Source organism: Virgibacillus halodenitrificans (assembly GCF_001878675.1).
In the GTDB taxonomy this organism is placed as follows: domain Bacteria; phylum Bacillota; class Bacilli; order Bacillales; family Amphibacillaceae; genus Virgibacillus_Q; species Virgibacillus_Q halodenitrificans.
This window is the reverse complement of sequence record NZ_CP017962.1, coordinates 2390539-2405673: the sequence shown is the minus strand read 5'-3', so window position 1 is coordinate 2405673 and position 15135 is coordinate 2390539. Positions and strand designations below refer to the sequence as shown.

Below are 15135 nucleotides of genomic sequence, written 5' to 3'. Positions count from 1 at the left end.
TTTGTACAGGAGGTGTTTTTTTGTGTTGAAACGCAGAAGACAGCTTGGTAAAACTAGAACAGCTTCTCCAGCAAAACTTGCTTTTGCTGTGACTAGTATATTATTTTTGGCGGCTATTATTGTAAGTATTATAATTATTGATAAGGGAATTAAACCCCCTTTAATGGCAATAGCAGAAGAAAAGACAACCGAGTTTGCCACTCGTACGATTAATGCAGCAGTAAAGTCTACAGAAAGTATGACATTTGAAGATCTTGTAAGTATGAGCATGGATAACAGTGGCAATGTTGCTCAGCTTGGTTGGAATTCTTCTATTGTAAATAGAGTGCTTAGGCAAAGCACTGAAAAAGCTGAATACTTTCTATACGGGATGAATAAAGGAGAAACTTTGGATACAGACGATCCTGAATTAGATCCAATTCAATATGGAGACACCCCTGCTGAATTAGCAGATCAAGATCCCACTGTTGTGGAGATACCTATTGGCCAAGCAACAGGTAGCACGATTCTTGCTAATTTAGGCCCAAAGATACCTGTTCATTTTGAAATTGTGGGGAGTATCCAGTCAGATATTATGTATGAAATGAGAGAGTTTGGTATAAATGCTTCTCTGTTTGAAATTTATGTTCCGGTAACAGTGAATACACAGATCGTAGTACCCTTCACTACTTCAACAAAAGTAATAAGTACAAAAGTGTTTATTGATTCCCGTGTTATTATGGGAGATGTACCAGAATTTTATAATCGAGGCGGTGGTGGGGAAGGGCCGACCATTTCAGTACCAAAAGATAGAAAGTAAGACTTGTACAAATGTAACATACTTGTTATAATCAAATGTATAATTGCATATTAAACCTTATCAGATCGGTGAGGTAGAGGCGCAAACAATATGAGTAGCCAGCAAGAGAATGACAACTGTGATTGTTGGTAGAAGGATTGTTTGCCGAAGCATAATAAGTGTCAACCTTATTATAGCTGGTACATTTTTGAATAAGAAATGTACTGTCATGCAGCAAGATGGAGTGTGCATGGAGAACTACTGATCGAAATGGAGGATAACGTATATTGTAAAAACAATGATAGGTTATTTTCTATCATTGTTTTTTTGTGCTTATTTTTGCATTAAGAAACAAGAATACGCGTCCATTCATAGCTAGTTCACTATCTTTATGCATATTCACAACAAAAAATCGGAGGTAGTATCTATGGAAGGGACCATTTTTTCCATCATCCCAGCTCTATTAATGTTAGTACTTGTTTTACTGACACGAAAAGTGCTAATTTCACTTGGGGCCGGGATTATTGTTGGAGCATTGTTTATTCATGATTTTAATCTATTTGGAATGGTGAAAGAAATTTGGTTTATTTTTTACGAAATCTTTGTATCAGAAGGATCCTTGAATATTGGAAATATACTCTTACTTAGTTTTCTATTATTATTAGGCATAATGACGGCATTTTTGCAGGCATCCGGAGGGAGTAGAGCCTTTGGAGACTGGATGATTCAGAGAGTGAAAACACGCAAGGGCGCACAATTAATGAGCGCTGTATTGGGTCTGATTATATTTATAGATGATTATTTTAATAGCCTTGCTGTAGGACAAATTGCAAGACCACTTACGGACCGTCATCGAGTTTCACGGGCTAAGCTTGCTTACTTTATTGATTCTACCTCAGCTCCAGTTACTGTTATATCTCCTATTTCAAGCTGGGGAGCCTATATAATTGGTATTCTCGGTGGGTTATTCGCAGCCAATGGAATAACTGATATTGCTCCTTTAGAAGCATTTATAAAAATGATTCCATTTAACTTATATGCCCTTGGAGCCGTATTGCTGGTGTTTGTAGTGGCATATTTTAAAATGGATATTGGACCAATGCGGACACATGAACAACGTGCCATAAAAACTGGCCAGCTTTATGATCCGAATCAAGATAATATCCCTGGGGACTTAGGAGATACATTCAAACCACATGAAAACGGTAGGGTGTTTCATCTTTTAACACCTATTGGAGTATTGATTATAGCGACTGTACTAATGATGGTGATCACAGGAATAAATAATACGGAAGGCACTGTTAATATCTTAACAATATTTGCGAACACAGATGTAAACCTCTCATTGTTTACAGGAGGGCTAATTGCTGTATTGACAAATCTTCTATTTCATCTTCAACAGAGTAAGCCTAAAGCTAATACCATGAAGATAATTATAGAAGGTATAAAAACAATGCTTCCGGCAATTTACATTTTGCTTTTAGCATGGATGATCGGTTCGATAATAGGTACTCTTGAAACTGGTGAATACCTTGCTGGTGTAGTTGAAAGTGCTTCTATCAGTCCAAGTTTACTGCCATTTTTGTTCTTTATTATTGCTGGGATTATGGCACTTGCCACAGGAACTTCCTGGGGAACATTTGGAATTATGCTCCCAATAGCTGCGGAGGTAACATCCATTTCGAATATGGATTTACTACTGCCAACCTTGGCTGCTGTTTTGGCTGGTTCCGTATTTGGAGACCATTGTACACCAATTTCAGATACAACAATCCTTTCTTCAACCGGAGCAGGAGCTAACCATATAGATCATGTATTAACACAGCTGCCATATGCAATTATTGTTGCCGTTGCTGCTAGTGTTGGTTATTTGCTGATTGGTACACTAAACCAAGTAGTTCTGCCTTTGATTATAACCTTTGCAGTAATTATTGGTATTTGCTTACTGCTGCAATTCTTAGTTAAAACAAAATTATTTGATGAGTAATTAAAAAACATTCTCCTTTTGGGAGAATGTTTTTTTGTGTGAATAGTTGTTTAGGAATATTAAATGGTTTGTGCCCTAAAGTAATTCACATATAGATAAAATGCGACGTAACTTGGTTGTTTGCAAATGAACGTTTGGAAAATAACGTATAGTGAACAAACTATAGCTAGTTTGCGAATGTCTCCGGCGGATTATCTCGTTCTCCTGCCGATTAATTTGCTCTCCGGCGGATTATCTCGTTCTCCTGCCGATTATTTTGCACTCCGGCGGATTATCTCATTCTGCTGCCGATTAATTTGCTCTCCAGCGGATTATCTCGCTCTGCTGCCGATTAATTTGCTCTCCAGCGGATTATCTCGTTCTGCTGCCGATTAGTTTGCTCTCCGGCAGATTATCTTGATCTCCTGCCGATTAATTTGCACTCCGGCGGATTATCTTGCTCTGCTGCCGATTAATTTGTTCTCCGGCATTACCTCCGCTATGCTATTAATTTTTCTTACACTAGTTCGCATTTTCCTCCAACTCTGCAATACATGAAGTGTAAGAGTTAATTATATCAATTAAATATTCAGAAAAAAGCATTTCCTCCCCAAAAACATTATATAAAAAGTTCCATTTATTAGAAAAGTTAAACAATCCTTTGACATAGTCTAAAAGTACCGTTATAATACAAGCATAAATATCAGAAAAAAGTAAACATTTTAAACATTCCTTTGAACAACTACACATATAATTGGTTGTAATAAGGAAAACTTACAGAGGAGGTCATTACATGGAAACACGTTCACAATGGGGGACAAGAGCTGGTTTCATCCTTGCAGCAGTTGGTTCAGCTGTAGGACTGGGAAATATTTGGAGGTTTCCTGCTGTTGCTTATGAGAACGGGGGAGGAGCATTTTTTATCCCTTACTTATTTGCGCTGTTAACTGCAGGTATACCAATACTCATCATGGAATTTACGATGGGACATAAGTATAAGGGTTCCGCACCGCTAACATTTAAACGAATGAATAAAAAGTCTGAATTTGTTGGTTGGTGGGCAGTAGCAGTATCTTTTGTTATTTCTACCTATTATGCTGTTATTATTGCTTGGGCAATGTCGTATTCAGTATTTTCCTTTAACCTTAATTGGGGATCAGACACAGAAGGGTTTTTGTTTAATGAGTATCTAAACTTATCTGTAGACCCTGGTCAAACAGGTAGTTTTGTACCTGGAGTACTCATTCCATTAATTCTCGTTTGGGTAGTAGTATTAGGTATATTGTTTAAAGGTGTTAAAAAGGGAATTGAGATAGCTAATAGAATTTTCATTCCTGCGTTAGTAATTATTTTTCTTATTATCGTAATTCGTGCTATTACTTTACCTGGAGCTATTGATGGATTACAGGCATTCTTCGCTCCTGATTTTTCAAAGATTTTGCAACCGGATGTATGGGTAGCTGCTTATGGGCAAATATTCTTTAGTTTATCCATTGCTTTTGCGATTATGATCACTTATTCCAGTTATTTACCTAAGAAGTCAGATATAACCGGTAACGCATTTATTACTGGATTTGGAAATTCCAGCTTTGAGTTACTTGCTGGTATTGGGGTTTTCTCTGTACTTGGTTTTATGGCATCTCAATCAGGAGTTGCAGTAGATGAAGTAGTAGCTGGAGGAGTTGGATTAGCTTTCGTGGTATTCCCGGCTATTATTAATGAATTCCCTGGACTAAATGGGCTGTTCGGTTTCTTGTTCTTCGCATCCTTAGTTTTAGCGGGGTTAACCTCGTTAATGTCTATTACCGAAACCTATGTAGCTGGTCTTGTGGATAAATTTAAAATTTCCAGAACAAAAGCAGTATTATTTGGAGGAGGAACAGCTGCCGTAATTTCTCTTCTCTTCGCTACACAGGGTGGTTTATTCTTCCTTGACGCAGCTGACTATTTTATCAACCAATTTGGTGTCGCAATGCTTGGTTTGGTTGAAGTAGTCTTAATTGCTTGGATTTTACGCGAAGTGAAAAGTCTTCAGTTACACGCTAATGAAATTTCCGATATACGTTTGGGATCATGGTGGTCATTTAGCTTAAAGTTTATAACTCCTATTGTATTAGGCTATATGATGTTTGGATTATTTAAGCAAAATATATTAAAAGAATTTGCGACAGATAACGGGAACTATGAAGGTTATCCAGACATGTTTATAACGTTTGGAGGATGGGCTGTTGCAGCAGGTGCTTTAGTTGCGGGTATCATTATGGCAACCATCAAGTGGAAATCTTCATCTCAGGTTAATGAAGAATCTGAAACTAGGGAGGCAAAATAATATGACTGGCGGAGCTATTTTCGTTATGATTCTAGGGATTGTTGTTATATGGGGAGGCTTAGCTGCTAGTATCATGCATGCTGTAAAGAAAGCTAAGGAAGCAAAGTAATCAGAAGAGCCTTTACCTTCATTGGTAAAGGCTCATTCTTTATAAAGAGTAATGCTACTTTGTTATCTTGCCATTCGTTCCCATTTTTTTAAATAAGGGTAAGGGTCAAAAGACCATTCACTATGACCATTATCTTTGTACATTCCGTAGTGAAGGTGGGGTGGAAACTTACCTGAAGTGCCTGGAGGCCCGTAGCCAGTTGAACCAACACTCCCTAAAACATCGCCAGGTTTCACAACTTGGCCAACCTTTAAATCCTCACTATAACCATTCATATGTGCATAATAGTGATATATATTATAAATGTCACGAATGCCGATACGCCATCCACCATAAAGATTCCATCCCATTAATTCAACTACACCATATGTAGTTGATTTCACAGGAGTACCGTAACTCGCAAATATATCTGTCCCCTCATGGATACGCAATCCTCCAAAACCTCTGCGATCTCCCCATGTGTTATTATAACTATAGTTATATTTCATTGATACAGGGAAATCTCGATCTGTTAAATTAATGTCCTTAAACTTTTTAAATACTTTTGCAGTATTCATGATAGTCTGTACAGATAAGTCCCTTTGGTAAAAATTCCATAGAGCGATTCGAATATCATCTCTTGAAGGTCCATATTCAAGAATCATATTAGCCATCGTGTGTAAGATATCTTCAGGATTACCCGGATCGGCTTTATTATCACCATTTCCATCTTTTCCTTTGCCCTGAAAAAAAGTGATTATCTTTTCATCCTGAATCATTAGACTGTTTCCAGGACCAAACCAAATTTCAGGATCAAAAGAAATAGAAATTAACTGATCGTTATCTTCCTTTTGAATGTTCCTCTCATAATTATCCATTGCTGCAAAGTAATACCACGGTATTTGAGAGATTGCCTCTGTTTTTTTAAACAAGGCCATTCTTTTCTCATAAATATCTGACTCGGCGGCAAAAGCGTCTTTTGGTGAATAAGGATATAGAATCAACATACATATGAAGATTGAAATAATTTTTAATTGCAAAGTAATCCACCCTTTAATAAGTAATTAACTTATAATTATATTTGCCTAAAGGAAATATCCTATACTATATATATTTATGTAATATTGCAGGACCAATGAGACCATTAGTCCTGACAAATTGATCTTACTTTTCTTCCATATTATTTTGCTTCAGACCCTGCGGTGATTTTTTCATTTCTTTTATAATAGTATCTATCGTGTTGTCAAAATCGTTTCGTTCAGATGAATTGGAATTATGGAGACTATGGATATCTTGTATAAGTGTTTCATTATCAGAAACATAAATTTCGAAATAACGTGGCATTACTGACATTGCTGTTTTTTTGGCTATATCTGCGGCATATTCCTTTTGTGCTTCCGGTTTTAACTCGTAAGCAATAAGAACTTCTTTGTCTGTTACTAGCGTCGCTACTTCGTTAAAGTTATCGCTACGAAGTATCATTTTGGTAATCATATTGGCCATTTCTGTACGATCCATTTTAGCTGTATGGTTAATTTCGTCACTATTTTCTAACTGGTCTTTTGTATAACGTACATAACCTAAACGATCATTTAATTCCTGGTCTCGTGGAGCTTGTAGCTCAGTCGACGGATCCATTTCATTAACAATGTCTTCTCTGTCATTCATTGCATTATCATTATTGGCACAACCAGTGATTACAAAAGTAGCCAGTATAAAACTCCAGTACAGTTTTCTTTTCATCATGTTCTTCCTCCTTTGTTTATGTTCTTTATTAGTGTGTAATGAAGCCAGAAATTCATACACTAATTTAGAGTGGTTTCACGAAGAGGTAGTATGGTAAACTGTACATAGGTTAAGTGGGGTGACATAATGATTGAAATACAGGGCAAGAACTATGAATTAATTGAGAATGTGAAAAATGGTTATCAAGAGGAAGCTTTAGTAGAGAGATACTCGGATATCTTATCTAAATATGATTATATTGTAGGGGATTGGGGTTATGAACAGCTAAGATTAAAGGGCTTCTATGCAGACCAAAATAAAAAAGCTTCTATGGATTCTAAAATCAGTACTTTGGATGATTATTTGTATGAATACTGCAATTTTGGCTGTGCTTACTTTGTTCTGAAAAAACAAAAATAGAAAAGGGGGAGGAGTAACTGTTCTTAAAAACAATTACTCCTCCTCTCGTGGCTTTCCAGATTCATCATGGAGAGGATGGGATTGTGGCATTTGTCTTGGTAAGTCATCATGTTGCTCTTTATCAGGATATACAAATGCACTTCCACGGTATTGTCCCTCTTCCCAAGGAGTGGATTTACTAAAAACAGGTTCTTCCTTCCCGATGGAAGAGCCATATGTTCCTTCAGGAAATTCTTCGGGGATCAATTCATTTCTCAGTCGCTTCACATTAGAAAAATCCGAGTATTTTTTATCATTTTTCTTCAACTTAATCAGCTCCCTGATATTATCTTTTGTTATATTTATTAGAACTATACAACGTATTACATAAGAACAGAACGTTTTAAAAGGCTTTATGCACTCATATTAAAAAGATGCTACAAACTTTAAAGTGGTTTGCAGCATCTTTTTAATATTTGAAGAAGGGTATATAATTTTTGGGGCTTTTCTCATGCTGTTATGCATGAACGGCAACGATTATTCATATCTAGTGCATCTGATATAGCCTCTAAATTTCTTTTCAATAATTTTCCCGAGCCGGAATATGGCATCCTCATTTCCATTTATACTCATAATTTGAATAGCAACTGGCATATTATTTTCATCCTTGCCAACAGGGATAGTTAAAGATGGGAGACCCCATATATTGGCATATGCAACGTATGGCATATATTGAAGAAATGATTTTCTTATAGAGAATATTTCTTGGTAAACCTTCCCATGAGGTAAGGCACCTTTATGATAGACTGGGAAAACCAATAGTCGATGTTGCAGGTACTCCTCCAGCATCTGATCTCCCTTTTTGATTATTTCATGTATTTCGCGAATCCGCCCAGCAGAAGGTTTAAAAAGTTTAGAACCTATAATAGCCCATGATAAGTATGGGTGGATGTTGGTCCGCTGTGTAAGCTTCTCTCTCAGGAAGGCTGAGTAAACATTGGAACGTACATTGTTAAAAGCAGCTTTCTCTATCGGTTTACTGCCTTCTATTGACATGACTTCCTGCCATAATAAGGCACTTTCTTCTAAATATGGTGGTACACAACGTCGAGTTGAATAAGTTTTTGAAAGCGTCTCCTCGATTTGGTCAAGCAGAACATGTTGCTCTCCAGATAAAGGATAACTGTTGTTGCCAGGTAAGATTTCGATTTTAAAATCTTGAAGGTACCTTGTGCCAAAGGTTTCATCACCCAGAATACTATAAATAAATTCCATATCCCTTACCGATTTTCCCATTGGTCCAATTGAGAGCATTCTTTCCTGCAATGGATGTAGCACGGAAGGAAAATGTCCTTTTGTGGGTACTTGATTCATACCCGGTTTAAAGCCGATTATTCCATTAAAGTGTGCAGGAAATCGAATTGACCCTCCGATGTCAGAGCCGATACCAGCTGCAGCTCCTCCAGTAGCCAAAATTGCTCCTTCTCCACCGCTTGAGCCTCCCGCAGTGCGATTTACATCCCATGGATTATTTGTTCGCCCATAAAGTTTGTTCTCTGTTTCCTGGCAAAAACAAAGTGCAGGTGTATTGGTTTTGCCCAAAATGATCGCGCCTGACTCTTTTAACTTTCTAATAACTTTTGCGTCTTCTCTGGCAATTAGGTCCTGTCGCTGTTCAAGCCCCCCAGTCGTTTTCATTTCTTTGACATGGATGGCCTCTTTCACAGTTATTGGTATACCACGTAACAATCCGCTCGTTTTTCTATCATCTGCTTTTTTCGCTTCTTCTAATGCTTTTTCATAGCGCTCTTCTACAATCGCATTTATTTCCGGATTGACTTTTCTGTTATGTTCAATATATGTAGATACAATTTCAACACTGGTCAATTCTTTATTATTAAATTTATTTACCAGCTCTACGGTATCTGCAGAAAGAATTTGTTCCTTTTCTTTCACCGACAATGTGGACATAATTCATCCTCCTAAAGGATCTCATTCAAAAACTTACGAATTTCGTCTGCTTCCATTTGGGTCTCATGAAAAATATGTTCAAGGTGTCCCTTGTTTCTTAACTCTTCTTTTCCAATAATACCAAACCGATTTTTTTGTAGATAAATAACTACTACCTTACTAGGATCGTCTTCATTTTCCATAAAAGCAAAATCGTAACGTTGTAAATTTCCCATAAAACTAATATATCTAACTTTTTTATTTTTTACTTCGTCCTTTAGCAGTTCAAATTCTTCACTCATAAGGTGACACGCTCCTTACCTGAATATTTACATTTCCTTAACTATATCACGTTTTTTCCTTATAATCATGCGTTATATGATATGATATAATTATGATTAAGAGAACGGAGGATTCAAATGTATTTTGTAGATAGAAGCAGAATAGAAGAGATACTTAATTATATGGACAGCATATTAAACGAAGTAAAAAATAGTAAACCAAATTCATATTTGGAAAATCTGGGATTTGAGCGAGCAGTACAAGTATTGATTGAATCTATTTTAGACGTTGGAAACATGATGATTGATGGTTTTATTATGCGTGACCCAGGAAGTTATGATGACATTATTGATATACTAATTGACGAAAAAGTACTACCAGCAGAGGAAGAAAATAATTATAAAACGTTTATCAGATTAAGGAAAAAACTTGTTAATGAATATACAAACTCTAATCAAGAAGCACTTAATAGCGTTTTCCATGACAACAGAGCAGTGCTGGACCAATTCAGTAAACACATTCGAGAGTATCTGGATAATGAATTAAATGTAGCTAATGCTTTTTCTAATGAAAAAAGGTGATGTTATGAATAAGCGGCATACTACGAAACAAAAGTTACTCCATATCTTAAAGAAAGATAAAGAATGTTCAATGACACGTGTGATGTCGTTTTTCGATATATCCGAAATAGCAGTTAGGAAACATTTGCATGAATTGGAGCAGCAAGGATTTGTAAGGAAGAATACAATAAAGCAAAAGATGGGTAGGCCATATTACACGTATGAACTTACAAGAAAAGGCCATGCAACCTTTCCAAACCAATATGAAAAACTACCTCTTGAATTGTTACAAGACTTAGAGGAAGTACATGGTCAAGAAGCAGTAAATGCAGTTTTAAAGAAACGTATGGAAAGGGAAAAGGCGTATTTTGATTCAAAACTGGAATTGATAGAATCCTTTGATCAAAAGGTTTCTGAAGTTGCTAAAATACAGGACGAAAAAGGGTATATGGTTGAAGTCCATAAGACAGAAGAAGGGTATGAAATTATTAATTTTAATTGCCCCATTGCAAATATTGCTTCGGCCTATGGTCAAGTATGCAATAACGAGAAGGAAGTCTTTAATGAACTTTTTCCGACAAGCGAAGTTAAAGCAGAGTCCTATATCACAAATGGACATAATTATTGTAAGTGGACATTAAAAAAACCGAAGGGAAGGTGATAAGCACCTTCCTTTTGCAATCTTGTATAAGCTAATTTTGAAGTATTTAAGAAATATAAATCAGGAATGAGGATATCAGATGAAACAATATAAAGGATATTTAATTGATTTAGATGGAACGATGTTTCGTGGAGAAGAACCAATTGTTGCAGCAGTGGAATTTATTGACATGTTAAATACGAAGCAATTGCCATATTTATTCATTACAAATAATTCTTCTAAAACCCAGAAAGAAGTGTCAGACAAACTTAATCACCTAGGGATATACTCTACTCCCGAGCATGTGGTTACAACAAGCATAGCTACAGCCAAATATATTAAAAATAAAAAACAAAACGCGAACTGCTATGTAATTGGAGAAACTGGGATTAACAAGGCGCTGCAAGAAGAGGGGCTGGAGACGTATTCAGATAGAGAATATGACTTCGTGGTAGTCGGTATAGATCGGCAAATTAATTATGAAAAATACGCAAATGCTTGTTTGGCCATACAAAATGGAGCTACATTTATCTCCACAAATAGTGATGTTGTCATACCAGACGAAAGAGGATTGTTACCGGGTAATGGTGCTCTAACATCAGTAATAACAGTTAGTACAGGGCAGATGCCCACTTTTATAGGGAAGCCGGAAACAGTTATTATGGACGAAGCATTATCTATAATAAACTTATCGCCTGAAGAAACCCTAATGGTTGGGGACAATTACGATACAGATATATTAGCTGGAATGAATGCTGGTATGGATACGCTAATGGCCTTTACTGGAGTAACCACAAGAGAACAATTATCAAAAAAAGATCGTTTGCCGACCCACCAAGTAGACAATTTGTCAGAATGGATTGAAAGAATTTAACAGGAGTCGAGACAATAGACTTTTATACATTGAAAATCCGAACCGATTTGTACAACTAACAAATCATGGTTCGGATTTTTTTGTTATAATAGAGAAACGTTTCTCCTGAGCGAATTGTTCCACACTATAGAAACTTTCATCTTTAAAATAGCATTATTAAGCTATGTCCCAGCCTATTTTTCATTTTTTTAATTATCCATATCTATTAACATATCTTCTGTTGTTCCATGTGCCAGCCTACTAGAAGCTGCTGCAGCAATAGCACCAACAATATCGTCTAGGAATGTATGGCACTCTCCTGTAGACTTATCGTTTAACCTCTTTAAAATCCCTGGTTTTTGTTTATCTATATAACCGTAATTAGTGAATCCGATTGAACCGTAAACATTAACAATAGACAATGCAATAATTTCGTCAACTCCATACAAACTTTCATCTATTTCAATTGTTTTTTGGAGAGGCTGTTGCAGTTTCTTTTGCTCTGCTAACACGTCTAATTGAATACCGGTTAAGATAGCATTCTGAACCTCTCTTTTCGTTAATACTCGATCCACGTTATGGCGACAGACATCGAGTGTTAGATTATCATGGTATTTAGACTGTAAATAATATACAAGTTCAGCAATGTCATCAATGCCAACTCCACGCTCCGTTAACCATTGCCTCGCCTTAACTTCTAATTCACTTTGTTTCGTGTTTTTATCCAAATTAATCACCTTTCCTGTTCAATCATTAGTTAATAATATTTATTTAACCCATATACTAGTAATAAAACGTATAAAGGGGGAGATCCGTTTGTCATTTGAACAATTACTTTTTGAACAATATGGAATTCGCAGTGAAGAGCCTATAATGGTTGATAATATTAAAGGATATAAAAAGGGTGAATATGTTTATTTTATCATTTTTGCTGAAAACAAGGAAATTATTCATATGGAACAAGCTACGCTCGCTTATTTTCTTGCTGAACAATTTTCTGACTACATAGCAATTCCAATTCCTAATGTACAGGGTGAATGGTTTACCTCTCTTAATGAGTCAGCTTACATTGTACTTCAAATAAAAATAAATGATTGGAGTCGCAGGTTAGCAGGAGGAGAGGACTTGGCCCAATTTCATCAACTTGGTACAACGTATAATTATGAACCACAAACCATCTCTAGTTATGGTCAATGGAGAACATTATGGATAAATAAGTTAACATATTTTGAAAAAAAAGCAGAGACAACGACTTCATCATCTTATTCTAAATGGAATGAAATTGTTAATGATGCCTTACCATATATTATCGGAGTATCTGAGAATGCGATTCAATACATGCAAGAGTCGGAACAAGAAAGAAGGTTCCACGAAAACGACCAGGGCAGCATTACATTTAATAGATATTATGATCAGTTGGAACGGCCTTTTTTGTGGCCGACTGACCTGGTTTACGATCACCCTGTGAGGGACTTAGCTGAAAAAATACGCTATATGATACTAAATCGACAAGGACACCAAGATGTTTCTAAATTTCTTCATGAATACCAAGCAATGAGACCATTGTCCGTCTTCAGTTGGAGATTATTGTATGCAAGGCTTTTATACCCTGTTCACATTTTTGATTGTATGGATACTGGTTTTACAAGTGAAAATCCTGATGACTACGCAAATGATTTAGAGAATCTTCTATATGGGCAGGATCATTATGAATCATTTTTAAAAAATTTGTATGAGATGGCAGGTACAGATATTAATACTCTTCGTCTTCCTGTGTTACACTGGTTATAATTAGACCTCAAAGGGAGGCGAACTTATTGAGAAAGCCAACAATATTCATTACTAGAAAGGTTCCTGGAAAATTACTGGAATCTTACAAAGATGTATTCGATATTAGAATGTGGGAAAAAGAAGAAGAACCCGTCCCAAGAGAAGTTCTGGAAAAGGAAGTGAAGCAGGTCGATGGGTTGCTTTGCGTGCTCAGTGACCAAGTTGATCAATCTGTTTTAAATCAATCAAAACAATTAAAAGTTGTAGCAAATATGGCCGTAGGTTTTGATAACATTAATATTAATTATGCAAAGGAAATGGGTGTGATCGTAACCAACACTCCAGATGTACTAAGTGAATCAACTGCTGATTTAGGCTTTACATTGATGATGGCAACTGCTCGTCGATTAAATGAGGCTGCCGAGTATATAAAAGATGGTCAGTGGAAAAATTGGGCGCCATTTCTTCTGGCTGGTACGGATGTTCATAATAAAACACTTGGAATTGTAGGAATGGGGAGAATTGGTGAGGCTATAGCTCGCAGGGCAAAAGGATTTGGAATGACTGTTTTGTATCATAATAGAAAACGTAAACGGGAAGCTGAAAGAGAATTACAGGCGAGTTATGTACAAATGGATGAACTTCTTTCTCAATCTGATTTTGTAATTTCAGTAGTTCCTTTTACAAAGGAAACCAATAACCTGTTTAACAAGGAAGCTTTTGAGAAAATGAAAGAATCAGCAGTTTTTGTTAATATTTCCCGGGGAGCAGTGGTAGATGAAAATGCTTTATACTGTGCATTAAAGGCAGGGGAAATTAAAGCTGCCGGCTTAGATGTGTTCGAGCAAGAACCAATAAGTAGTAATCACCCTTTACTGGAGTTGGAGAACGTAATTTGCCTTCCACATATAGGTTCGGCTACTGTTCAAACTAGAACAGCAATGATCGAGCTTTGCTTGAAAAATATTGCCAATGTTTTGGAGGAAAAAGCACCTCTCACACCTGTAAACTAAAACAGAACAGGCAGATAGTTATCTGCCTGTTCTTATATTAAAATACTTGTTCGATTTCAGTTACTCCAGGAACTTCTGCCATTAAAGCACGTTCGATACCAGCTTTCAATGTAATTGTCGAACTTGGACAGTTGCCACAAGCTCCCATTAGACGAAGAAGCACAATGCCATTCTCATCTACATCGATTAATTCAACATCTCCACCGTCTCGTAGTAAGTATGGACGCAATTTATTTAACACTTCTTGTACTTGCTCTTGCATTATCCATCTTCTCCTTTCCATATATATATTATAAAACGGATTAGCTAAAAAATCTATTTCAAAATATAAATTCCCTAAAATAGTCACTTTTATTTTATCTTTATTTAGAGATTTTGTAAAATAAAAGTAACTATGGTGGGGGAGGTTGTTTTAGCATGAATAAAATTAAAATAACAATATATGGAGCTGAACAAATTTGTGCTAGCTGTGTTGGGGCACCTGGATCAAAAGATACCTATGAATGGCTTCAAGCAGCTATTGGGAGAAAATACGAAGATGGACGAGTGGAATATAAATATGTAGATATAAATAAACCAACAAATAACGAAAAGGATTTCTTATTCATTCAGCGAATAGAGGAAGAAGATCTATTCTACCCAATTGTATTTGTAAATGAAGAATTGGTAGCAGAAGGAATACCTCGCTTGAAAACAATTTACCAACATTTAGATAACCACGGTTTAACAGTAAGATCATAAGTGAAAAGCAAGCTCACTATAAAAGTCATGTTTAATCACGC

The 15135-nt window shown here is 36.3% G+C and carries 18 protein-coding genes and 1 riboswitch; of the genes, 11 read left to right on the top strand and 7 right to left on the bottom strand.

Going from position 1 to position 15135, the window contains the following annotated elements:
* The first annotated feature begins 22 nt into the window (after positions 1-22).
* From yunB to BME96_RS12480, 4 genes are all read left to right on the top strand, one after another.
* Positions 23-799, top strand: a complete 777-nt coding sequence (gene yunB, locus BME96_RS12495; RefSeq protein WP_019378648.1) for a sporulation protein YunB — start codon at positions 23-25, stop codon at positions 797-799.
* A 66-nt stretch (positions 800-865) separates the two neighbouring features.
* Positions 866-1047: riboswitch (Lysine riboswitch) on the top strand.
* Between the two features lie 158 nt (positions 1048-1205).
* Positions 1206-2765 (top strand): Na+/H+ antiporter NhaC family protein, encoded by a 1560-nt coding sequence (locus BME96_RS12490; RefSeq protein WP_071649198.1) that lies wholly within the window; start codon positions 1206-1208, stop codon positions 2763-2765.
* A 772-nt stretch (positions 2766-3537) separates the two neighbouring features.
* Positions 3538-5073, top strand: coding sequence for a sodium-dependent transporter (locus BME96_RS12485; protein WP_071649197.1), 1536 nt, complete (start codon positions 3538-3540; stop codon positions 5071-5073).
* Position 5074: 1 nt separating this feature from the next.
* On the top strand, positions 5075-5182 hold the full coding sequence (locus BME96_RS12480; RefSeq protein WP_019378644.1) for a methionine/alanine import family NSS transporter small subunit: 108 nt from the start codon (positions 5075-5077) through the stop codon (positions 5180-5182).
* Between the two features lie 62 nt (positions 5183-5244).
* Here BME96_RS12480 and BME96_RS12475 read toward each other — a convergent pair whose 3' ends face one another.
* Positions 5245-6168, bottom strand: a complete 924-nt coding sequence (locus tag BME96_RS12475) for a M23 family metallopeptidase (RefSeq protein WP_051002323.1) — start codon at positions 6166-6168, stop codon at positions 5245-5247.
* Positions 6169-6325: 157 nt separating this feature from the next.
* Positions 6326-6907, bottom strand: coding sequence for a YhcN/YlaJ family sporulation lipoprotein (locus BME96_RS12470; RefSeq protein ID WP_071649196.1), 582 nt, complete (start codon positions 6905-6907; stop codon positions 6326-6328).
* A gap of 126 nt (positions 6908-7033) precedes the next feature.
* Here BME96_RS12470 and BME96_RS12465 point away from each other — a divergent pair, with 126 nt between their 5' ends.
* Entirely contained in the window at positions 7034-7306 is a 273-nt protein-coding gene (locus BME96_RS12465) for a YutD family protein (RefSeq protein WP_019378641.1), read from the top strand.
* Positions 7307-7339: 33 nt separating this feature from the next.
* Here the strand turns inward: BME96_RS12465 and BME96_RS12460 are convergent, their stop codons facing one another.
* The 3 genes from BME96_RS12460 to BME96_RS12450 form a co-directional block, all read right to left on the bottom strand.
* Complete coding sequence (locus BME96_RS12460; RefSeq protein ID WP_019378640.1) at positions 7340-7612, bottom strand: hypothetical protein; 273 nt, start codon at positions 7610-7612, stop codon at positions 7340-7342.
* 210 nt (positions 7613-7822) lie between these two features.
* A complete protein-coding gene (locus BME96_RS12455; RefSeq protein ID WP_060679828.1) occupies positions 7823-9256 on the bottom strand; it encodes an amidase in 1434 nt (477 codons plus the stop codon).
* 11 nt (positions 9257-9267) lie between these two features.
* On the bottom strand, positions 9268-9537 hold the full coding sequence (locus BME96_RS12450; protein ID WP_060679829.1) for an SAV0927 family protein: 270 nt from the start codon (positions 9535-9537) through the stop codon (positions 9268-9270).
* A 117-nt stretch (positions 9538-9654) separates the two neighbouring features.
* Here BME96_RS12450 and BME96_RS12445 point away from each other — a divergent pair, with 117 nt between their 5' ends.
* The 3 genes from BME96_RS12445 (at position 9655) to BME96_RS12435 (ending at position 11591) form a co-directional block, all read left to right on the top strand.
* On the top strand, positions 9655-10098 hold the full coding sequence (locus BME96_RS12445; protein ID WP_019378637.1) for a DUF86 domain-containing protein: 444 nt from the start codon (positions 9655-9657) through the stop codon (positions 10096-10098).
* A 4-nt stretch (positions 10099-10102) separates the two neighbouring features.
* Entirely contained in the window at positions 10103-10738 is a 636-nt protein-coding gene (locus tag BME96_RS12440) for a helix-turn-helix transcriptional regulator (protein WP_019378636.1), read from the top strand.
* 79 nt (positions 10739-10817) lie between these two features.
* On the top strand, positions 10818-11591 hold the full coding sequence (locus BME96_RS12435; protein ID WP_071649195.1) for a TIGR01457 family HAD-type hydrolase: 774 nt from the start codon (positions 10818-10820) through the stop codon (positions 11589-11591).
* Between the two features lie 188 nt (positions 11592-11779).
* On the opposite strand, the gene BME96_RS12430 is transcribed toward BME96_RS12435, so the two are convergent.
* Positions 11780-12298, bottom strand: coding sequence for a phosphatidylglycerophosphatase A family protein (locus BME96_RS12430; RefSeq protein ID WP_019378634.1), 519 nt, complete (start codon positions 12296-12298; stop codon positions 11780-11782).
* An 88-nt stretch (positions 12299-12386) separates the two neighbouring features.
* Between BME96_RS12430 and BME96_RS12425 the strand changes: the two genes are divergently transcribed.
* Positions 12387-13361: a protein kinase family protein gene (locus tag BME96_RS12425; RefSeq protein ID WP_077358369.1), complete on the top strand. Its 975-nt coding sequence runs from the start codon at positions 12387-12389 to the stop codon at positions 13359-13361.
* 26 nt (positions 13362-13387) lie between these two features.
* Positions 13388-14353 carry a 2-hydroxyacid dehydrogenase gene (locus tag BME96_RS12420; RefSeq protein WP_071649194.1) on the top strand — a complete coding sequence of 322 codons (966 nt, stop codon included), beginning with the start codon at positions 13388-13390 and terminating at the stop codon, positions 14351-14353.
* A gap of 37 nt (positions 14354-14390) precedes the next feature.
* Here BME96_RS12420 and BME96_RS12415 read toward each other — a convergent pair whose 3' ends face one another.
* Entirely contained in the window at positions 14391-14615 is a 225-nt protein-coding gene (locus BME96_RS12415; RefSeq protein ID WP_019378631.1) for a NifU family protein, read from the bottom strand.
* Positions 14616-14770: 155 nt separating this feature from the next.
* Here BME96_RS12415 and BME96_RS12410 point away from each other — a divergent pair, with 155 nt between their 5' ends.
* Positions 14771-15094: a YuzD family protein gene (locus BME96_RS12410; protein ID WP_071649193.1), complete on the top strand. Its 324-nt coding sequence runs from the start codon at positions 14771-14773 to the stop codon at positions 15092-15094.
* Positions 15095-15135 lie beyond the last annotated feature (41 nt).